At 29.9% G+C, this 21,713-nt stretch carries 15 protein-coding genes; 3 read left to right on the top strand and 12 right to left on the bottom strand.

All coding sequences use genetic code 11. From position 1 onward, the window contains the following. Positions 1-251: 251 nt before the first annotated feature. Genes ACXGQT_RS02575 through ACXGQT_RS02555 form a run of 5 tightly spaced genes read right to left on the bottom strand, consistent with a single transcriptional unit; the run spans position 252 to position 8,224 of the window. Complete coding sequence (locus tag ACXGQT_RS02575) at positions 252-2,456, bottom strand: PepSY domain-containing protein (protein WP_457829836.1); 2,205 nt, start codon at positions 2,454-2,456, stop codon at positions 252-254. 11 nt (positions 2,457-2,467) lie between these two features. Then, a complete protein-coding gene (locus ACXGQT_RS02570) occupies positions 2,468-2,962 on the bottom strand; it encodes a DUF2271 domain-containing protein (RefSeq protein WP_457829835.1) in 495 nt (164 codons plus the stop codon). Positions 2,963-2,977: 15 nt separating this feature from the next. Beyond that, on the bottom strand, positions 2,978-4,471 hold the full coding sequence (locus ACXGQT_RS02565) for an ankyrin repeat domain-containing protein (protein ID WP_457829834.1): 1,494 nt from the start codon (positions 4,469-4,471) through the stop codon (positions 2,978-2,980). 28 nt (positions 4,472-4,499) lie between these two features. After that, positions 4,500-5,789 (bottom strand): DUF4374 domain-containing protein, encoded by a 1,290-nt coding sequence (locus tag ACXGQT_RS02560; protein ID WP_457829833.1) that lies wholly within the window; start codon positions 5,787-5,789, stop codon positions 4,500-4,502. Between the two features lie 53 nt (positions 5,790-5,842). Continuing rightward, positions 5,843-8,224 (bottom strand): TonB-dependent receptor, encoded by a 2,382-nt coding sequence (locus tag ACXGQT_RS02555; protein WP_457829832.1) that lies wholly within the window; start codon positions 8,222-8,224, stop codon positions 5,843-5,845. Positions 8,225-8,330: 106 nt separating this feature from the next. Between ACXGQT_RS02555 and ACXGQT_RS02550 the strand changes: the two genes are divergently transcribed. After that, positions 8,331-9,293, top strand: a complete 963-nt coding sequence (locus ACXGQT_RS02550) for a helix-turn-helix transcriptional regulator (RefSeq protein WP_457829831.1) — start codon at positions 8,331-8,333, stop codon at positions 9,291-9,293. Here ACXGQT_RS02550 and ACXGQT_RS02545 read toward each other — a convergent pair. The 7 genes from ACXGQT_RS02545 to ACXGQT_RS02515 form a co-directional block, all read right to left on the bottom strand. Beyond that, positions 9,290-9,448, bottom strand: coding sequence for a hypothetical protein (locus ACXGQT_RS02545; RefSeq protein WP_457829830.1), 159 nt, complete (start codon positions 9,446-9,448; stop codon positions 9,290-9,292). The two genes, ACXGQT_RS02550 and ACXGQT_RS02545, sit on opposite strands and share 4 nt — an antisense overlap. A gap of 11 nt (positions 9,449-9,459) precedes the next feature. Further along, positions 9,460-9,945, bottom strand: a complete 486-nt coding sequence (locus tag ACXGQT_RS02540) for a YchJ family protein (RefSeq protein ID WP_457829829.1) — start codon at positions 9,943-9,945, stop codon at positions 9,460-9,462. A 30-nt stretch (positions 9,946-9,975) separates the two neighbouring features. Next, positions 9,976-10,845: a hypothetical protein gene (locus tag ACXGQT_RS02535; RefSeq protein WP_457829828.1), complete on the bottom strand. Its 870-nt coding sequence runs from the start codon at positions 10,843-10,845 to the stop codon at positions 9,976-9,978. Between the two features lie 86 nt (positions 10,846-10,931). Further along, positions 10,932-12,704, bottom strand: coding sequence for a translational GTPase TypA (gene typA / locus ACXGQT_RS02530; RefSeq protein ID WP_457829827.1), 1,773 nt, complete (start codon positions 12,702-12,704; stop codon positions 10,932-10,934). A 119-nt stretch (positions 12,705-12,823) separates the two neighbouring features. Next, positions 12,824-13,336, bottom strand: a complete 513-nt coding sequence (locus tag ACXGQT_RS02525) for a hypothetical protein (RefSeq protein ID WP_457829826.1) — start codon at positions 13,334-13,336, stop codon at positions 12,824-12,826. A gap of 5 nt (positions 13,337-13,341) precedes the next feature. Beyond that, on the bottom strand, positions 13,342-14,589 hold the full coding sequence (locus ACXGQT_RS02520) for a metallophosphoesterase (protein ID WP_457829825.1): 1,248 nt from the start codon (positions 14,587-14,589) through the stop codon (positions 13,342-13,344). Positions 14,590-14,625: 36 nt separating this feature from the next. Continuing rightward, positions 14,626-19,992: a hypothetical protein gene (locus ACXGQT_RS02515; RefSeq protein WP_457829824.1), complete on the bottom strand. Its 5,367-nt coding sequence runs from the start codon at positions 19,990-19,992 to the stop codon at positions 14,626-14,628. A 230-nt stretch (positions 19,993-20,222) separates the two neighbouring features. Between ACXGQT_RS02515 and aroB the strand changes: the two genes are divergently transcribed. Then, the gene (gene aroB / locus ACXGQT_RS02510; RefSeq protein ID WP_457829823.1) at positions 20,223-21,284 is read left to right on the top strand and encodes a 3-dehydroquinate synthase; all 1,062 of its coding nucleotides are present in this window, start codon (positions 20,223-20,225) and stop codon (positions 21,282-21,284) included. 83 nt (positions 21,285-21,367) lie between these two features. After that, on the top strand, positions 21,368-21,709 hold the full coding sequence (locus ACXGQT_RS02505; protein WP_457829822.1) for a DUF1801 domain-containing protein: 342 nt from the start codon (positions 21,368-21,370) through the stop codon (positions 21,707-21,709). The last annotated feature ends 4 nt before the right edge of the window (positions 21,710-21,713 follow it).

Genomic DNA, 21,713 nt, shown 5'->3' with positions numbered 1-21,713 from the left:
TTTTAAGTTTAGTTGAAAAATAAATGCATTTTTAAGTGTTAAACACACATTTAGATTGCAATCTATAGAATTTTACAAGTATTAGTATCCTGCTCTATCCTGTTAACTAAATCGTATTAAACAACAGTTAATATTTATAATATAACACTTGTAAACACAAAAAACTATCAATTATTTGTAATATTATATGTTTTGATGAAAAAATAAAAAAATCTTTAATAAAAAGAGTCTTAATAGTGTTTTGTGATTTTTTAATAACAATCCATTCTTAATTGTTTTTTTTGCTGATAATAACTAAGTGTTTTATTATCGCCTTTTAAACATATTTCATTTAATAGATTAAGAACTTCTTTTTGCATTGCTACGGAGCCACAAATCATAATAACACCTTTGTTTTTAAAGGTATTCATTATAAATTCTTCATCTATATTAAGTAAATTCTGTACATATATTTTTTCTTTACCTTCTCTAGAATAAGCAGGGATAAAGGTATTTAATTGCCCCTTGTTGATGTTATTATCAATATAAGTTGCATAAGGTTCCAAAGCTGTTTTGTCTTTAGCACCCCAATATAAGGTTAAAGGAATTTTAGTAATGTTATTTTCCATCATACCTAAAAATGGTGCTATTCCTGTACCTGTGGCAATCATTACCACGTTTTTTGCTTTTTTTGGAAATTGAAATTCTTTGTTTTTAAGCCGTGAAGCCTTAACAACATCACCTAATAATAAATTATTTAGATAATTAGAGCATAGTCCTTTTTGATGTAACTTTACACTTAATAGAATATTATTCTCCTTGGTAACTCCTACAGAATATAATCTATCATGATTTTTAGAATCTGGTGATATGGCTAATAAATCTCCAGATTTAAAACGGTGTTTGTTCTTTTTTAATGCTACTAAAAAATGATGATGCTTAGGTGTTAATTCTGTTTTTAATACCACTTCATAATTTTCTTTTTTCTTTTTTTTAGAAACTTCTACGTTATTTTCTAATGTTTTTACTGGAATATTACTTACTTGACTCCATTGTATGATCCATTGATTAAATGCTTCTACTGATTTATTATTTACTGTATGTAAATGCATTAAACATCTACTCATTTTGTGTTGCTCTAATAGGTTTTCAACCTCATATGCATATTTGCAAAAGTCAGGATAAGCAAAAGAACCAAACCCTACAATACTGTAACTAAAAGGATATTGAATGTTTTCTGCATTAAAAATATTTTTAAATTTAATTGCATTAGCTGGGGCTTCTCCTACCCCATAAGTAGCTGTAAAAACCATGATATGCTCAATATTATCATGATATTTAAAATGATTCATTTGAGCAATGTATACCTTTTTGTTGGCGTTTATAATTTGCTGATATACCCATGTAGCAAAAGTAATAGTGCTTCCTGTTTCCGATCCTACAAGAATTAAATAATTACAATCTTTTAACTTGTACTTATTTTTAATTTTAGATTTCTTTCTTTTTAAAGTAATTTTAAATCCTGAGTATATAAAAAATAAAATACTTATAGATGATAAAAGTAAAACTACTGACCACATCCAACTTCCTTCTCCAGTATGTAAATTCCAGCTCCAGTTATAAAAAAGTTCATTAAAAGGATATTTTAATTCGCTTAATATTTTTCCTGTATATTGATTGATTAATAATTCTTTGTCCTCTAAATTTAATTGATAATAATCCTCAACATCTTCAGAAAAAGGAAATTCAATTGATTTTACTTGTGAAAGCGGTGTATTCTTAAATATGGGAAAATCAACAAGATTTAAGGTTGGTGTTTCTACTACTTTTTCATAATCAATTTGGTGTGATAATTTTACATGACTTAAAACATCTAGGTGGAAAAATGATAAATAAACTCCTGTCAATGTTATCATTAAAATAGGTATTAAAGATAATCTTCCTAAATATACATGGCTAAATTGATAAAAGTTCTCATTTACTATTTTTGAAAAGAACTTTTTTATTCCTTGTTGCCTTTTAATAACCAATATGAGTCCTGTAATACTAATCAAAAACAAAATAAAAGAGGTAAAAGCAACAAAATAACGACCAGTTGTTTTTAAAAACAAAGATCTATGTAAAGCTCTAGCAAAATTAAAAACGGTAGACTCTTCTTGTAAGTTTCCAATTTTTTTAGCAGTAATAGGATTTATGTAAAATTCTTCCATCTCACCATCTAAAGTCAACACAGAAGTACTTACTAAATTACTCTTGTTTACTGTTACACTGTAAACTTCGTCATAATTATTTTTAAGTTGCTGTATGGTTTCTGAAACAGAAACTTTAGAAATATCTACTGTTTTATTAAAAGCAAAAGCTTCTTGTGAAATCGGTTCAAAAGCAAGTATCACTCCAGTAACTGCAGCTATTACTATAAACAAAAAGGAAGATACAGCCAGGCTTAAGTGGCTGTATCTCCATATAGAAGTAATCATTTATAATGAGTTTAATTAAAAATTAATCTTACGTAGCGAATATACCCATTTCCATTAAATTTTCCTTTAAGATTTTCTTTATTTAAATCAATCTCAACATCTTTTTCAAAATAGTCTTTATCTTCTACAGCACTCTCAAAACGCAATGAATATCCTTTGTTTAATTTATCTTCTGGAATGTTAAAATTTATAATACTTCTTGCTCCTGGAGTAATGGTTGCACCGCTAATTTCATCAATATTTGTAGCTGTTTCTCCAATATTTTTCCACCACTCTTTTAAAGTATCATACCATTTTTCATCTTGACCTTGCATATAAAGAGTTTTTACATAGTTACCTTTGTTATCTATTAAAGACACTACAATATAAGCTCCTTCTCCACTGTAATTGGTAGTTTGTAGTAAACATTTTACTTTAACAACATTGTTGTTATTTACGGTTGGTTTGGAAAAAGCAAAAACAGAAATAAGTAAAATAAAACCTCCCAAAATTTTTATAAGATTCATTTTTTTCATTTCTAACTATTTTAAAAAATTGATATCAATTTTACTTTTAGATAAAATTTCGTTTTCACTAGCCAAATCAAAAGCAGTTTCTCCAAAAGAACTTGTTGTTTTTTTATCTGCTCCGTTAGCTATTAATAAATTTAAAACTTCTGTGTTTTTTGCATTCAATGCTGCTAATAACAAAGCTGTGTTTCCTTCATTGTTTTTAGCATTAATATCAACTCCTAATGTTAAAGATTGTTTAATTAAATGAATATTGTTTTCTTGAACGGCTTCATGCAAAAGAGTATTTCCATTAGGTTGAGATCCTTTCGCATTTAATCCTTTTGACACTAATAATGTTAAAATATCTTGATTCGGCTTTGATGGTGCATTCCTTTGCTTACCACTTTTAGCCCAATAATGTAATAAAGAATATCCATCTTTATCTTGTACATTAACACTTGCTCCATGATTTAATAAATAAGAAACCACCTCTAATGTATTCCCCTGTACTGCATTAGATAAAGCTGTTTCTCCTAATGAGTTTTTAGTATTGATGTCTATTGTATTACTAGCCAACAATTCAACTACGTCTTTAGAGTTTTTTTCAGCAGCATTTATTAATGCATTATTTCCACTATTATCAACTTTATTAGCATCATTTTTCGCATCTAGTAAAAACTGAATCAATTCAACATCTTTGGTTTTAGATGCCAAAATAGTTAATGGTGTTTGTCCGTCTTTATTTTCTACATTTAACTTAAATCCTTTAGAAGCTAAATATTTAAAAGTTGCCAATTCTGGGGTTGCCCTACGTGCTCCCTTACTAGCTATTAACACAGCTGTTTCTCCTTTTTTATTCACTCCTTTTTGTATCAATCCTTTCTTGATTAACACATTCATCATTTTAATATTTCCTCCTTTGGCAGCATAGTTAAACGCTCCATTTCCATCGTTGTCTTTGCTATGAATGTTTAAACCTTTAGATTCAAAGTACTCAATCATACTAGGATCTTTTAGTTTTTGCAAGATTAACAAAATAGCAGTTGCTCCAGAATTATTGGTTTGTTTAATATTTTCCCCTTTAGCAATTAACGCATCGTAGAATTCTTTATCCTCAATTCCACCATTTGCTCCCATGTTAATGGCATTAATTCCGTGCGTATCTAAAATATTTACTGCAGCTCCTTTTTCTAGTAGTAATTTTACAACTTCCACATTTTGTTTGACAGCAGCCCAAATTAAATAAGTTCTTCCTTCGTGCGTTTTGGTGTTGATGTTTGTTTCTGGTAACGATAACAAGTATTCGATAGATTCTATAGGTGCTCCTGCTAAAATTGCTGTGGCTAAAACATCAAAATTTCTTTCGCTCATTTCCACAGGGTTATTTCCTGCTTTTATTTTTGCTTTTACTTGTGATACAATAGGTTGCGTTGACCAAAATTCACGACTTAACAATTCGTTTTCTTGAGAAAACATAGTTGCAGCAAACAATACTGCAACTATAGATAATTTTATTTTTTTCATTTTTGATTTGTATAACTAAATGGCTTGATTATTTTGTTAAAACTCCAATAGCTCTAACATCGGTAGACTGTACAACTAATCCTTTTGAAGCTACGGCTGTAGTAGGATTAATATTATAGATTGTTGGATATTCTCCTGTAGCCGTAATAGGTAAATACATTTTACCACCATGAGCGTATGGTAAACCTATACTTACAATATTTTCCTTTTCAGGAAAATCTCCACTTAACCAAGAAAAAGTTTTAGCTGTCATATTTACCACTCCATATTGAGTAGCAGGATCTGATGAACTTGAAACTTCAACTTCATTATAAAATCTTAACAAGTAGTAATCTCCTGTAATATGGAAAACTTGTTGAAAACGGTATCCTCCTGTTAAAGCTTCAATATTAAAGTAATAGTTTTGATCAAAATCATCGGCACCTCCATTAATTCTTAAAGCTCCACATGGTAAGGTGGTGTTACTATCATAAGAACCAGAAAAAACATAGGCATTTCCATTATCGTCAGGAGCAATCATAGAGTAATATCTAGAACGGTATCTACCAGAAGCATAACTAATTCTATCATCTTCATAAATTCTAACTACATTTAAATTTTCATCAAAAGCAGCTACCCATACATTATTAGGATAATTTACGGTACCTGTACTAGCTCCTCCTGTAGCTTCTTCATCTTGAGCCTGAGAAAGTACCAAAGCAGATAAAAATTCTCCATTCCCCATATCTACAATACCAGATAAACTAGCTTGTTCTCCGTTACCTGCAATATTTAAAGTGGTAATTGTTTTTTCTTCTAAAGACAATCCGTTATTTAAATCAATAAAGTTAAACGTAGTTCCATCTTGTCTTTCAGAACCATCGGTATGAGTTAAAGCATTTCCATTTTCATCAACAGGAGTTTGTCCACTTACAGAGGTAATAGCATAGTGATCAAAAAAACCATAATTGGTAAAACGTGATGAAATTTGAAATTCACCTTGTTTTTGTAACAATCCATTAGCATCTAATTGATACCCTAACCCTACTCCAGGATCACCTTGATTGTATACCAAACCAATTGCTGTAGATGGACTGTCATCAAACAACCAAGTATAGCCTGTCATTTCTAATTCTATTCCGTTTCCAGAAATAGAAGTTGACCCTTCCTCTAAAGAATTTGTTGTTAAAATATATTCTGATTCTTCTCCTGCTGCAGAAATAAAAAATTGGGTATCTCCAGTTCCAGAATTATCCGTTCCTGTATTATCATCACTAGAGCATGAAGTTGCCGTAGCAAAAATTCCTAGTAAAACTCCAAATATCATGGATTTACTCATTGAAAAAAGATTCCTTTTGTTCATAATTTAAAATTTAATTTGGTTATTATTTTTTATTTTAAAAAGAAGTAGCGTAGTTTCACTGAAAAGCTTCTTCCTGGTTTTTGTAGGCTATAATTATCGTATAACAACTCATCTGTTATATTTCTGGCTTCAAAAGCTATGTTGTATTTTCCATCAGCCAAGGTGTAAGTAATGTCTATATCGTGCGATAATTGAGTAGGAATGGTTATTTTTTGTGAACCATAACTTTCCCAATCTCTAAAAAACTCATTGGTATAGTTTAAATGATATCCTGCCGTTAAAGAATTCCTTTTTCCTAAAACTTGGTACCAATTGTAAGCCATATCTAGATTTCCAAATAAATAAGGAACATTAGGCATTTTGTCATTATAATTTAATGCTGGAGTGTTATTACTGGTCCATTTTTCTTTATTTCTAATGTTTTGGTACGTTATGTTTCCTGAAATAGATAACAAGTTTTTGTAACTATACATTCCCTCAAAATCTAATCCTATATTTTTTACAGTTCCATGGTTTAAAAAACTAGCTCCTCCTTTACTTTCATCAACCAAACGTCTTATGTAATCTTGAGTATCACGGTAAATAAAACCTGCATCTACATAAAAATGATGTGCTTTGTGTTTGTTAAAAGAATAGCTAACATTAAAATTGTAATTAAAGCTATTTTCTGCCTTTAAAGAAGCATCTCCTGATTCTACAATCATATCTCCAAATAATTCATTGGCTGTTGGCAAACGATAGGTTTTTTCTAAAGATGTTTTTAATTGAAACCCTTTAAACAATACATATGTTGTTCCGTATCCGTAACCCGTAACCTGATATCCTGTTGTTTTTTCTTCGTAAGTAGAACTGGTAGTAGAAACTGGAACTTCTACAGGTCCTGTAACATTTACATTGTAGAGTTTTCCAAAAAACACATTGCTCCAATTTTTAGTAGTCCTGTATCGGTAAGATGCTCCTAATACATTTTTAGTATTAGATCTTTTCATAAATTCTGATTCAGAACTATTGTCTTCCGTAGCTTTATCATCGGTGTTTTTTCGTTCGTAGCTAGAAAATATATTGTTGATAGATATATTGTGTTTTTTAGAAAAGTGATAACTTAAATTTGCATTTACTACACTGGTTAAGTTGTTAAATTTAGCAGAGCTATATACTCCTTCACCTTTACTGTTTTTTTCTCTAAAATTCCCTGCCCAGTTATATTGTCTTGCCAAGGTATCTATTACTTCGTTTTCAGCTTTACTATAATTTGCTGTTACTTTAAATGCTAATTTTTTTAAAAAAAAGTTTTTGTTTTCATATTCCAAACTCCCCATAGTAGTTTTAGCAGTACGTTTTTTTCCTCCATAAACAATTTTTTGAACGGCTGAATTTTGAATACCTGCTTCTTCATTTCCTAGCGTACCACCTACCATCAATCTATCTGCCCATTTTTTTCCTACTACTCCAACTTTTGCAATTATAGTTTCGTTGTGATATTTATCATTAAACCTTTTAAACCAATACTCTTCATTAGAAAACTGATTGTTACTAAGGTCTAACAACTGTGTTTTTACTTTGTAACTGTTATCAGAATAATTTTGAAATGCATTTACACTAAATGTCAATCCAGATTTTGCTGTTACCCCAACATTAACACTTGATTTGTGTGTATTAAAAGAACCATATGAATAAGAAGCATCCACATAAGTTCTCTTTCCTTTTTTGGTAATAATGTTAATGGCTCCACCTAAAGCATCGGAACCCAATTCAATAGGAACCACACCCTTATACACTTCAATTCTTTCGGCAAGATTTACAGGAATATTGTTCATTTGAAAAGCAGATCCAAAACCATTCATAGGAATTCCATCCATAAAAATTCTCACATGATTTCCTGAAAATCCATTTAAATTAACTCTTGCACTAGAACCAACACCACCTGTTCTTCTTATTTTTACTCCAGAAGCTTTTTCTAAAGCATCGGATAAATCCATGGTACTATTTGCCATTTCTTGGGTATTAATGGCAACTACATTGTAAGGTGTTTCTTTTACTTTTTCTATGGGAGTTTTACCTTTTAACTCAACTTGTTTTAAATGAGTGAATCCCTCCTTAAGTTTAAAATTAAGTCTATTTATTCCTGTTTTGGTTTTTATAGATTTTGTTACAGAGGCAAAACCAATCATTTTTGAGGTTAACTTATAATTTCCATTAGTAACAAACATTTTATAAAAACCATTTTTGTTAGTAATAGCATATCTATTGCTCTTTTCTAAAAACACATAAGCCTCAGAAATTGGTGTTCCTTTTTCGTTTAAAACAACTCCTTGAATTTCTACTTGATGCTCTTGAGCTTTTAGGGTTTTTATTATCCCTAAACCACAAATTAAAACCGCTAAAAAATTTATTTTTAATTTAATTTTCACGTTTATTATTATTTAAACTTAATCTTAATTACTTTTGTGCAAATATCAATTAGGTTGTTAAATAACTGATAACTGAAAAGGAAATAATAAAAACGGAAAAGGAAATATGTTGTTACAATCTCATTTTAAAGAACTTAACCTATCTTTTTATGATATCAATTTAGATAACCATAAAAAAGAAGAAGTAGTAAAAAACACAAGTGTTAACATACAAAAAGATGGATATAGCATAAAAAGTGAATTATTTCACAGTAAAAACTTTTGTATAATTAATACAGATAGGTTTAACGAAAAAGACTTAACTGAATTTGTAGATATTACAGGAGAATATGTTTTAATAGCTTATTTACTAAGTGGAAATGTGGCTGTAAAATATATAGAAAATAGTAAAAATGTAGTTGATTATGGCAAACTACAAATTACATGTGGTAATCTTATAAAAAATAAAGTTACTGTTACTGCTTTACAAAAAACAGAATCTATTCTAATTTATGTTAAAATGCCTTTCTTTTTAAATTTAATTAAAAGAGAACCATGGAGTCATAAAAATGATATTTTTAAATACATTAACAACAAACATCTTAATAATAGTTTTGTAACCTCTTTAATAGCAGACCATGAGCTACACGTAATTTTAAAAAGTATTATTGATTATTATAAAAAAGGAAATAACAGTAGTTACTATTTAGACTTAAAAATAAGAGAGTTGTTACTTAAAATTCAACACACAAACTTTGAAACGGCTAAAGAAAAAAACGTACATGTTCATAAAATAAAAGATGCCAAAGAGTATATAGAAAAGAACTATTTAAAAACCCCAACTATTAAGGAAATCTCTAGACATATTCTATTAAACGAAATGCAATTAAAAAATGGATTTAGAGATGTTTTTGGGATTACAATTAGATCCTACGTTATTGAATTAAAAATGAAAAAAGCAGTTACTTTACTAAAAAATCATCCTGTTAATGAAGTAACACATTTATTAGGCTACAGAAGTGTTTCGCATTTTATTTCTATTTATAAAAACTATTATGGCAGAACGCCTTCTAGTAAAAAGTTAAATTAAGAACTGCTTTTGTTTTGTTCTATTTTTTCTTTTAAAGCTTTTAGTTTTTCTTTATGTGCCAACTCCTTTTCACGAATCTTATTCTTTTTTCGATTCATTAATTTGGTATGTTTAGATTTGTTTTTTGTGTTTTTATCGCTTCCTGCTTTGGCCATTTTTATCTTTTTTAAGAGTGAATTCCATCAATGTACGTCCAATGGTTATTTTCTTTTACAAAACGAGATTTTTCATGAATCACTTGTACTACTCCATTTTCTGTAAAATGAGCTTTAAAAGTTACAAAGCCTTCATCTGCATTACTTTTTTTAGCTTCTATTATTTCCAATCCCATCCACTGAATACTTTTTGTCCAGTTTAAAATTTCATCTCTTTCAGAAATAGGTCTGGTTGATGAATGATGACTTTGCATTAAATAATCAATATTTGCTAATACATATGCCGTGTATCTAGATTTCATTAAAGCCAAAGGGGTTTTAGCTAATAAAATATTCTGATGAATAGGTTCACAACAAACTTTATATGATTTTTTTGAACCACAAGCACACATTACCAATGTTCTATTAGCATTTGTTTTGGCTTCTAAATTAAATCTATGTTTTTTTTCAGTTTGTTGTTCTTTTTGTTTTTGAATGATTTTGGAAAATTTAGACACTTATTGGTTGTTTTAGATAACAAAAATACATTAATCTGTTAAAGTAATTAAAAACATCTTTTGTTTGTGTTCATGCTTTTTACCGTTAAGTTCTTTTTCTATAGATTCTCTGGTTACAAAAACTTGTTGATTGTTTTTCCAAGCAATACCTTCTATTTGGTTAGCATATCCCAATTCTGATGTTAGTGCTATTTTATTAAAATGAACGTTTTTTAACTCAAAAGGATTGATTACAATTAAATAAGACTTATAATTGGTATCATATGCTGTACCTACTAGTTTATTATTTATTGGGTTATAGTCTACTGAAGTTAACAAACAGTCTAAAGGAATTGAATTTATTTTTTTGGCAATATAACTTCCCTTAACAAGCGGAATAGTATAAATATTTGTTTTAAAATCTAACCAATTTTTGGTAAAAATAAGGAGTTGATTCTTATAAACTGTAATAGATTCACAATCAAAATTATTAGCGTGGTTGGCTGCTTCAAAAGACTTCTGATCTTCATATGAAAAGTATATTTTTTCTGCCTTTACCTTTTTTTTATTTAACAGATTTTTTTTGTCAATTTTATAAATAACCAAATCTTTTCTACTACCTCTATTGTTTCCTGTGTCACCTATATAAACAAAATTTTCATCTTGACTAATAGATTCCCAATCTTCATTAGTAGCATTCGTTATTTTTATGGTGTTTTTTATTTTTCCCGAAGAAGAACTTAAAACATATAATTCAGGTTTTCCTCCTGAATCATTAAATGTTAAAATTCTTTTATTAAAATAAATAACACCCGATGTTTCATTTATTTCTTTTGATAGTTTTATTTTTTTACTGATTTCAAAAGATTGAGAACAGCCTACTTGTATAAAAAACAAGTATATTACGTATATAAATTTCATTACTATATTTTTTAAAAGATAAGTATAAAAAAACTCCTTCAAATAACATGAAGGAGTTTGATATGATAATATTAAATTTTAGAGAATTAACCTTTAAAATTAATTTTACGCATTCTTAAGCTTTCAGGAGTAACCTCTAAATACTCATCAGCTCTAATGTATTCCATACATTCTTCTAAAGAGAAGTTTACTTTAGGAGCAATTTTCATTGCTTCATCAGTACCAGATTTACGCATGTTTGTTAACTGTTTTCCTTTAATAAGGTTTACAGCCATATCATCAGCTTTACTGTTTTCACCAATTACCTGCCCAATATAAATTTCTTCATTGATATCAATAAAGAATTTACCTCTATCTTGTAAACGGTCTAAAGCATATGCAGTTGCTTTACCAGCAGCAGCAGAAACAATAGCTCCTTTTTCTTCTTCGGTAAATTCACCTTTAAAAGGTCCGTATTCACTAAATCTGTGGTTGATAATTGCTTGCCCTTGAGTTGCAGTTAAAATTTTATTTCTTAAACCAATCAATCCACGAGATGGAATTGTGAATTCAAGGTGTTGTAAATCTCCTTTAGGCTCCATAACCATTAAATCTCCTTTACGTAAAGAAACTAAGTTTACAGCTCTAGAAGAAACTTCTTCAGGAACATCAATAGATAATGTTTCGTATGGCTCACATTTTTTACCGTCAATTTCCTTGAAAATTACTTGAGGACGACCTACTTGTAATTCATATCCTTCACGTCTCATTGTTTCAATTAAAACAGATAAGTGTAATACTCCACGTCCAAAAACATTAAACTTGTCTTCAGAATCTGTAGTTTCAACTTTTAACGCTAAGTTTTTTTCTAATTCTTTAAATAAACGATCACGTAAGTGACGAGAAGTAACAAATTTACCTTCTTTACCAAAGAATGGAGAGTTGTTAATAGTAAACAACATACTCATTGTTGGTTGGTCAATTTCTGTTCTTGGTAATGCTTCTGGATTTTCTAAATCAGCAATAGTATCACCAATTTCAAATCCTTCAACACCAGTAATAGCACAAATATCTCCACATCTTACTGTTTCAACTTGAGCTTTCCCCATTCCTTCGAACACGTGTAATTCTTTAATTCTAACTTTTTTAGTAGTACCATCAGCTTTACACAACTTGTAATCTTTGTTTACATGTAAATCTCCACGGAAAACACGTCCGATAGCAATTCTTCCTGTAAAAGCAGAAAAATCTAAAGAAGTAATTTGCATTTGAGGAGTACCTTCATTATAAGGTGTTGCTGGAATAGATTCTAATACAGCATCTAATAAAGGAACGATATCAGTAGTTTGATCTTTCCAATCTGTACTCATCCAATTGTTCTTTGCAGAACCGTAAATAGTTGTAAAGTCTAATTGTTCTTCTGTAGCTTCTAAAGCAAACATTAAATCAAAAACTTTTTCGTGAACGATGTCTGGAGTACAGTTTTCTTTATCTACTTTGTTAACTACTACAATAGGAGTTAATCCTAATTGAATAGCTTTTCCTAATACAAAACGAGTTTGTGGCATAGGTCCTTCAAAAGCATCAACCAATAATAAAACACCATCAGCCATTTTTAATACACGCTCTACTTCTCCACCAAAATCGGCGTGACCAGGAGTATCAATTACGTTGATCTTAGTTCCTTTATATTGAACAGATACGTTTTTAGAAAGAATAGTAATCCCTCTTTCACGCTCTAAATCATTGTTATCTAATAATAAATCAGTACGTTCTTTACGATCGTCTAATATTTTTGCTTGATCAATAATTTTATCTACCAAAGTAGTCTTACCGTGGTCAACGTGAGCTATAATAGCAATGTTTCTTATTTCTTGCATGGTTGCACTTTAAATTTAAAGCGCAAAAGTAATCAAAAGATGTTAGAAAATATGATTAAAAATTGTTTATTAATGATATTACAAAAGCTTGTTAATGTATACTTTACCTTCTATAACATTTAATTAGCACTAAAAATATCTTCGGGGTATGGTTCTCCTAATTCATCTGGCGATAACTTTCTTCCCATTTCAAAAGCATTTTCTATGGCTACTTCTTCCGTCCATTTTCCTATTACTATTTCGGGAGTAATAAAGTGATAAGCCACTATTCCGTTAAAAAGTTCGTCATCAGCTAAATAATTAAAATGAATGACTAAAGTGTTGTTAAAAACAAAACCATATCCTGTTTGGTGGTGTTCACCTTCTATTAACCAACTGGCTTCTATTTGATTGTTAATTAGGTCTATATGAAGTAAACCAGTATAAAAACTACCCTTGCTATCAGGGTTTCCTCCAACAATGTTATAAATTCCACAAACATTTACCATATTGATGCAAAAATCAGGATTGGCTTCAGAGTATTCTAAAAGGTATAATCTTTTTAACAGTTCCTTTTTTTTACTCTTTCTACCTTTTAAAGCTAATTTAGATTTATCGTACCAATGTTTTAAAGATTGATGAAAATTACTCATATCATTTAAGCTTTTTGATTTAAGGTAATAACGGTAATTTCTGGCCAAATACCAACTCTACCCGGAAAACCTAAAAATCCAAAACCTCTGTTTACATATAAGTATTGTTCTTTGTTTTTATACAAACCTGCCCAACGTTTGTAAATATATTTTGATGGACTCCATTTAAAACCTGGAATTTCTACCCCAAACTGCATTCCATGAGTGTGTCCAGATAAAGTTAAATCTATATTTTGTGAATGTGGAATTACTTTTTCATCCCAATGGGTTGGATCGTGGGATAGTAAAATTTTAAAATTTTCTGGATGGGTTCCTTCTAAAGCTTTATCTAAATCTCCTTTTTGAGGAAATGGTGGTTTTCCCCAATTCTCTACTCCTACAATATCTAATGTTTGACCATCTTTTTCTATGGTATGAGTTCTGTTGTTTAATAAATCAAAGCCCATTTCTTTTTGATGGATGAACAAATCTTTAAGGTTTTGATTTTTTTCCTCTTTATTTTTCCATCTTTTGTGCGTTCCATAATCGTGGTTTCCTAAAGTTGAAAACACTCCTAGAGGAGCTTTCATACTTGCAAACAATTCTTTGTAAGGCACAATTTCTTCGGCTTCGTTATTAACCAAATCTCCAGTAAATAAAATTAAATCAGCTTGTTGTTCTTTAATCATATTGATACCGTGAGCCACTTCATCAAAATCATCAAAACTACCTGAGTGTACATCAGAAATATGTACTATTCTTAAACCATCAAAAGCTTTAGGTAAATTTTTAAAATTCAAGGCAACTGTTTTTATTTTGTAGTTATACTTTCCTTTAGTAATGCCATATAACATTCCTAAAAAAGGAATACTAGCTATTCCTAGACCTACTTGACCTATGAATTTTCTTCTTTCTGCAAAATTTACTTTAGTATCAGAACTCAAAAAAACTCTCCATATTATTTTACCTATGTATTCTACAACTCTAATAATATCATCCAAAAAAGTGGTAAATAATAAACCTATTTTTAGAACAATAAAAGCAAAAGTATATCCAAACCAAAGATTCATTAAAATGGTTCCATGTGTAGGTCTATCATCAAATTTTAAAATAACTGTAGCCAAACAAGTATAACTTACAAGCATGCTTACAACATAAAACCATTTAAACCCATTTTTAATAGTTTGATTAGATATAAAACTTTTATATCCATACATTAAATAAACATCTACAATTAAAAGTATGGCTACAAAATAAGTAATACGTTTTATCATTTTTATTCTAAATTAAAGTACAAAAGTATCATTATTTTACTCTAAAAGTATTTTTTGAGTAAAAACACCTTGGTCACTTTCTACTTTTACAACTACTAGTTGTTTGTTAAATGCTTTAGTAGATAGTTTAAGACTAGAGGTTGCAGCATTGTTGTTTTTACTCATCAATTCTCTTCCTGATAAGTCATACAATTTTACATTTTTAACTATCCCTTCTTCTAGAATTACACTAAGGCTATTTAAATCTGTAACAACTACAGATTTGTTTTCTATATTAACGTTGGTTGTTTTTAAAGATGCATTTTCTTTAAAAATTAGACTAAATCTCTGGGTATTGTCTCCTTTAGCAACTGTTACTTTATAGTTGTTTTCTTTAATATTGGTTATAATATTTTCTTCATTATCTAATAAGTAAATATCATTGATAAAAGATTCTGTTCCATCTAACTTAAATGTAACTTCTTTTTCTTTCTCTAAAACAACACCTAAATCTAATTTTAAATCATCATTAACTACAGGTACACTGGTGATAATATATCTATATTCCTGATCTTTAACCACCCAATACGCATCATTTTCATAGTAATCAAACATTACAGCATCTTTACCTTGATCGTGTTCTAAGGTTCCTCCACTTGGTGTTGTAACTAATTGTCTGTGAAAAGTTCCTTTCTCATCTTCAAACTCAAATCCTAATCTTATAATAGGTTTTAAAGCTTCCATTTTAGCAACTTTAAAAAAGTGTTCTCCACTAATACTTGTATTTGGTAATCTCATACTATTGGTAAAAGTAATGTCTCCTCCTGAAGTTCCTCCTGCCACTACAAAAGCCTGACCTGGTTTAATAACATTTGTTGGTGTAGTAGCACTTGTTACTCCTGCAGCTGGAGCACCTACTCCATTTATTCGAGTTGCATAACCACCATCATACTGATCTTGATAATGTGAGTCTCCAGTTGGTTGATCCCAAAAATAGATGGTACCATCTGTAATATTATCTGCTAACATTACAGAGTTAAAAGTATCTGCATCGATAGCAGATGGATACGGATTTCCAACAATAGCATAATTATTAGTTACCAAAGTTAAAGCTGTAATATCTCCATTATTAGGACTTCCTATAAAATTATATCTATTAGCTTGATTTGGTCCTTTAATGGTAAAACCTACTCCTGGAGCTAAATTTGTGTTTTCATTTATTTTAGTATAAGTTCCAGAGCTATTAAGTGTGTAAAACCAATTACTACTCAAGGTTGTTCCGTAACCATCAGAATCATTATTAATAAAACTAGGATCTGTATTAACTTCTAAATCCATAGCATCAGTATTAAATTTTAAGTTTTCTGATAAGCTAAATGTACCTGAAGTATTTACAGGTAATGTAATATAGTTAAACCTATATCCAGAAGGCGTTAACTCATCAATTACTTGATATATAGTTCCATTTCCATTGTTGGTACTTGAACTGTTGGTTTGTACTAATTGAGCATCATCATATAAAAACAATTTACCATTTGATGCAAGTGTATGTGTAACGGTTAAAATTTCTCCAGATTGCACTGTTACTTTTGCTCCGTTACTAATTTTAAAACATTTACAGTTTGCATCACCCGATAAAATAACATCTTCTTTAATTTCTACAGACTTAACTAAATCTGTAGTAGAATTGTCTAATTCTTCACTTGTTCCGGCTCCACCAACCCATGCACCAACTTGATAAGTGATATCTGAACTGTTGTCAACCAAAGTGAAAACACATCCATCTGGTAACGTAATGTCTGTAAATACAATGTTATCATCTTTTATGGTTCCTGTATTGTATATTTCTAGAGTTCCTGTGCTATAATTTCCATCTCCATCTAAATCAATCATTAAATTAAAATCTCTTGATACAAATGAAGTTAAGTCAAATTGTAAAGTAACATCTTCAACATTACCTATATTACTTATTTTCCAATCTCTATCTAATTGTTTTAAACATGCGTTAACTGAACTAGGATTGTCTATTAATGAAATACTACTTTCGGTACTATTGTTCCCCCAAATTAAATAATCAAGATTATTTTCAAAACTACCTGAGTTTAAATTATTAGTAAGTGCAACAGAATTGTCTATTGAAATAGATAATATATCATCTGAACTTTCAGAAGTTGATTGTTTTTGAATTAAATCTGATGCAATATCATAACCAATACCTGCAACATCGTGATGAAAACTTGAATTCTCTGAGGCATCCCAAATAACGGTTCCATTACTGTTTGTATAATCTCCATTGGTTATACCATCAGAAATAGCTAAAGTCATTCCGTATTTAATTGCTAAATATGAGTATATTTTAGACAAATCAGCATTAGAAATAGTACTGCTATATATAATCATTTCAGAAACATATCCTCTAAAACCATTGGTTCCGTATCCCTTACCTAAAACCCCTTGATTATCTCCTGTTAAAAAAGAAGTAGTAGCATGACTATTTTCAGAAAAAGAACCATCTCTTAATTCTTGAATGATTTTACCATTACTACTATCTAATTGACCTCTAATTAAAGCTCTTGAAACGCTAGGGTCATTATAATTATTAACAGTTACATCAATATCATTTCCATATTGTGCTAGTGTTAATGATGCATTACTTCTATATCCAAAATGTAATCCTTGATTGTTGGTTGATGCAGTGGTTCCTAAAATATAATTTTCATCCTCTGTGATTTCTCTTTCAACAACTGTAATAATATTATAATCGGTATCATTAATTCCGTTTAAATTTAAATTAAAGTAACCATTATCTCCATTTGATATATATACGGATGGATTAAAATTGTGAAGATTTTCTTTGTATGTTGGAAAGTCCGAAGCCCCTGCTTGGGTTGCATTATTTGAACCTGTTAAATTGTCCCATTGAGTAATGGCAACACCATCTGTAGTAGTAGATGTTCCTTCATCAGCTTTAAACCAATGTGTTAATCCGTTAGTAACATTCGCTGGCCCAAAAGACAATCCTATTCCTAAAGTAAAAATATCTCCATCTGAAAATTGAACGTTGGTAAAAGTTACAACATCTCCATTTAAAGAGACTCCAGTAGTGTGTATTTCACTATTTGAAAAGTCTGTATCAGAATCAATTAAAAGCGCATAGTCACTTGGATTACCTGTACTAGATACAGGCAAAGTAATGCTAATATTTACTCCACCAACAGACCCAGATACTGCAGATTTCCATGTTCTTGTAATTCTTTGATTATATACAGGGCTTGTTCCTGAAGAGGTAACTCCAATTGCACCATTATCATTTCCTATTAGTAAAAAGTCTAAATTATTACCAAAGCTCCCTGATTTTTCTATGGTTAAGTTTGTTGATGAGTTTTGTTCTGAAGATTTTAATTGATTTAAACTTGTAGCATCATCTCTACCAACTCCTATTACTTCATTATGATAAGAAAGATTAGCAGAAGCATCCCAAAGTATATTTGAATTGGTATCTATATAATCACCATTTTGGAGACCTCCACTATTATTTAAAGTAATAGCATATTTAATTGCTAAATAACTTTCTATTTTATCTCTTTCAACATCTGTTAATGTGCTTGTATAGGAAATGATTTCGGCTACTTGACCAGTTATAGCTCTGTCGGTAAAATCTCTATCTTGTCCTAAATAATAAGTTTGACTACTATTTTCATTATTGGTTAATTCTCTTGTATGAATTTCTGTACTAACAGGTCTTGCATGGGTTAACAAATCTGTAGCTAATCCATTTACATATGAATTTCCGTTTTTTGTTGCTGCAGGTGTATAGGTATTATTGTAAACTTGGGTTTCATCACTATGTCCATGAAAAACACCATCAACATTATTATTTGTAAAAGGAGTTTCCCAATTTCTTGTAGAAGTATGATTATATACTATAAAAAATGTTCTAATATCTAAATTATCAGTCATTGTTAAATAATCATTTCCATCAAAATCAACTGTAGCGTTATAGTTTATTCCAGTATTGTTATATTGAGGTGCCCCTGCAACGGTTGAGAATTCAAAAGAATTATAACCATCCGTCCAGCTACTAATATCAGTTCCTGTGGCAGTAATATTGGTATCTGCTTTTAGCCATAAATTTAAATTTGTTGATACGTTTCCTGGAAATTCTGTTACAGGACTATAGGCGAGAGTAAAATATGAAGCATCTGGTATATTTACACCTGAAAAAGTTAATATGTTACCATTTATACTAACTCCAGATGAATGTATTGTAGCACCTGAAGTAAAATCGGTATCAGAATCTATTAATAATGCATATTCAGAAGGGTTTCCTGAGTTTGTTAAACTACTTCCTAAAGTAAAACTAATAGAAATAGTACCTGGGGTTCCATTGGTTTCTGCTTTCCATGTTCTTTGAGATATATTAGTAATTCCAGACGGAACTCCCGTAGAACCAAATGCTAATGTTCCTTGATTATTACCTACTACAATATAATCTAAATCGTTTGAAAAAGAAGAAACTTTATCTATAGATAGTGTAGGATCTGAATTAAACTCTGTTGATTTTTTTTGATTCAAAAGAGTAGTATTGTCTTTACCAATACCAATTACATTGTTGTGATATGTATTGTTTACAGAGGCATCCCATACTACAATCCCTGTACTCGTAACATAATCTCCATCAGTACCTCCATCTGTATTATCTAAGGTAATACCGTATTTAATAGCCAAATAACTTTCAACTTTTTTTCTATTAAAATTAGATAATTCATAATCAAAATATATAATTTCCGCAATCTCTCCATTCAATTGATTTCCTCCTGTACTATCATCTCCAATTACGTAAGATCCATTTTCCCAAGAGGTAGAAAATAAATTTTCAGAAGTAAAGAAATTATTAGAGTTTAAATAAATAGTTGAGTTTGCTCCTGAACCAGAACCACCAGGATCAGAAACAGAAATAATTTGTTGAACACCTATAGGAAGAGTAAAAAAAGGTTCATTAGCATCGTATCGTCTATCTATATAAAACTGCCTAGATCCTCCTTCATAAAACTCAATAAAACAATCGTCTGTTGTAGATGATTTTCGTTGTACCAAAAAGGAAGTGCTTTTATCTGTACTACTATTAGGTCCTTCTCCTCTAACTACTGTTGTTCCTGTTATAGGTTGGTCATCATCAGTAAAATAAATTACAGGATTCCCATTTATAGCATTTGCAGTAGAGTAAACTGCATCTCCTGTACCTGTAGCACTAAATCCATTACCACTTTGATCAGTCCAAGAAGTAATACCAACTCCATTAGTTGTTGTGTTAGTACCAGCATCAGCTTTTAACCATAAAATTGAACCAGACACCCCCCCTGGAGATTGAGAAAAACTTATGTAACTTATACAAAATAACGTAATGAGTAATATTTTATTCATCAAAAAAAATTTGTGTAAATATAGGTTAAAATAGAGGCTTTGTCTTGTCACATTTAAGCAAACATAATATATGTACCTGTTATTTTACTTTTTTTAAACATATGTTAATCTATGTTTTTTAGTTAAAAATGTTTAATAAATGAAAAAATAAAATCCAATTAATTATTCTAACAACATACCTTTAATAAAAAAATATTTTGCTTTATTTTGCAGTACAAACATCAATAAACATGCAAACAATACAATCTACAAGCTACCCTGTTCATTTTCAAGAAACTGGTTACAATGCTATCAATGAATTTATTGCTAAAAAGGGTTTTAAAACTGTTTTTATATTGGTAGATGAGAACACTCATGAGCATTGTTTGCCAATTTTACAACAAGAATTAGAGGTTGATGTTACTTTTGAGGTGATAGAAATTGAATCTGGAGAGGTAAATAAAAACTTAGGTACTTGTATGAGTATTTGGCAAGCTTTAACCGATTTAGGTGCAGATAGAAAAAGTTTGTTAATCAATATTGGTGGTGGGGTAATTACCGATATGGGAGGATTTGTGGCTTCTACTTATAAACGTGGAATCCAATTTATCAATATTCCTACTACTCTATTAAGTATGGTTGATGCTTCTGTTGGAGGGAAAACTGGAGTAGATTTAGGAGTGTTAAAAAACCAAATAGGTTTGTTTGCCGATCCTGAAATGGTACTTATAGATTCTTTGTATTTAAAAACTTTGTCTGAAAAAGAAATGACTTCTGGAATGGCTGAAATTATTAAATACGGATTGACTTACGATAAATCTCTATGGAGTCAATTTACAGACCCTACTAAAAATGTTGATATAGAAGGAATGATTCATCGTTCTATTGAAATTAAAAACGAAGTGGTTTTAGAAGATAGATTAGAAGCCAACTTACGTAAAATATTAAATTATGGTCACACCATAGGGCATGCTGTAGAATCGTACTTTTTAGAGTCTGAAGACAAAACTACTTTAACTCATGGTGAAGCCATTGCTTTGGGAATGATTACAGAAGCTTATATTTCTAGTAAATTATTCAATTTTCCTTTAAGTGATTTGGAGTTAATTAAAACGACTATAACTAGAATTTTTGGAAAAGTACCTGTATCAAAAGAAGATTATCCTGCTGTAATAGATTTAATGAAGCACGATAAGAAAAATGTAAATGGACAAGTAAACTTTGTGTTACTTGAAGGTATTGAGAAATATAAAATTGATTGTAAAGTGTCTATTGATTTAATTAAAGAATCTTTAGATTATTACTTAGCTTAATTTAATTGTTCATCGAGCTTAGTACTAGACTCAACTTAGGCAAAGTTCAGTACAGGCTTCAGGAACACCTTAAAAAAACTTTTATGAATAATACTGATGCTTTTTTTGAGAAACAAGAAGAACCTAATAAAAGTATTTTTCTATTTCTTAAAAATTTCATCCATCAATATCATTCAGAAATAACCTTACATTTAAAATGGGGACTCCCCTATTTTTATTTTAAAGGAAAACCTTTGTGCTACCTTTGGAAAGAAAAAAAAACAAACGAACCTTATCTTAGTTTTGCCAAGGGGCCATATTTACATCACTCAGCATTAATTCAGGGAAATAGAAAAATATTTAAAATATTACCTATCAATCCTAATCAAGATATCAATCTAAAGTTGATAGAAGAAATTTTAGACGAAGCCATTAAATTATATTAAACTG

It is taken from the genome of Wenyingzhuangia sp. IMCC45467 (assembly GCF_054111205.1).
The sequence above is the reverse complement of the archived record's forward strand: the minus strand, read 5'-3'. Positions and strand labels throughout refer to the sequence as shown.

What these genes read in the sequence shown, in the direction of transcription:
- ACXGQT_RS02535 (WP_457829828.1), bottom strand. Translation starts at nt 10,845, where the DNA reads ATGAAATTTATATACGTAATATACTTGTTTTTTATACAAGTAGGCTGT.
- ACXGQT_RS02525 (WP_457829826.1), bottom strand. Translation starts at nt 13,336, where the DNA reads ATGAGTAATTTTCATCAATCTTTAAAACATTGGTACGATAAATCTAAA.
- ACXGQT_RS02575 (WP_457829836.1), bottom strand. Translation starts at nt 2,456, where the DNA reads ATGATTACTTCTATATGGAGATACAGCCACTTAAGCCTGGCTGTATCT.
- ACXGQT_RS02550 (WP_457829831.1), top strand. Translation starts at nt 8,331, where the DNA reads ATGTTGTTACAATCTCATTTTAAAGAACTTAACCTATCTTTTTATGAT.
- ACXGQT_RS02505 (WP_457829822.1), top strand. Translation starts at nt 21,368, where the DNA reads ATGAATAATACTGATGCTTTTTTTGAGAAACAAGAAGAACCTAATAAA.
- ACXGQT_RS02545 (WP_457829830.1), bottom strand. Translation starts at nt 9,448, where the DNA reads ATGGCCAAAGCAGGAAGCGATAAAAACACAAAAAACAAATCTAAACAT.
- aroB (WP_457829823.1), top strand. Translation starts at nt 20,223, where the DNA reads ATGCAAACAATACAATCTACAAGCTACCCTGTTCATTTTCAAGAAACT.
- ACXGQT_RS02560 (WP_457829833.1), bottom strand. Translation starts at nt 5,789, where the DNA reads ATGAGTAAATCCATGATATTTGGAGTTTTACTAGGAATTTTTGCTACG.
- ACXGQT_RS02570 (WP_457829835.1), bottom strand. Translation starts at nt 2,962, where the DNA reads ATGAATCTTATAAAAATTTTGGGAGGTTTTATTTTACTTATTTCTGTT.
- ACXGQT_RS02520 (WP_457829825.1), bottom strand. Translation starts at nt 14,589, where the DNA reads ATGATAAAACGTATTACTTATTTTGTAGCCATACTTTTAATTGTAGAT.
- ACXGQT_RS02515 (WP_457829824.1), bottom strand. Translation starts at nt 19,992, where the DNA reads ATGAATAAAATATTACTCATTACGTTATTTTGTATAAGTTACATAAGT.
- ACXGQT_RS02565 (WP_457829834.1), bottom strand. Translation starts at nt 4,471, where the DNA reads ATGAAAAAAATAAAATTATCTATAGTTGCAGTATTGTTTGCTGCAACT.
- typA (WP_457829827.1), bottom strand. Translation starts at nt 12,704, where the DNA reads ATGCAAGAAATAAGAAACATTGCTATTATAGCTCACGTTGACCACGGT.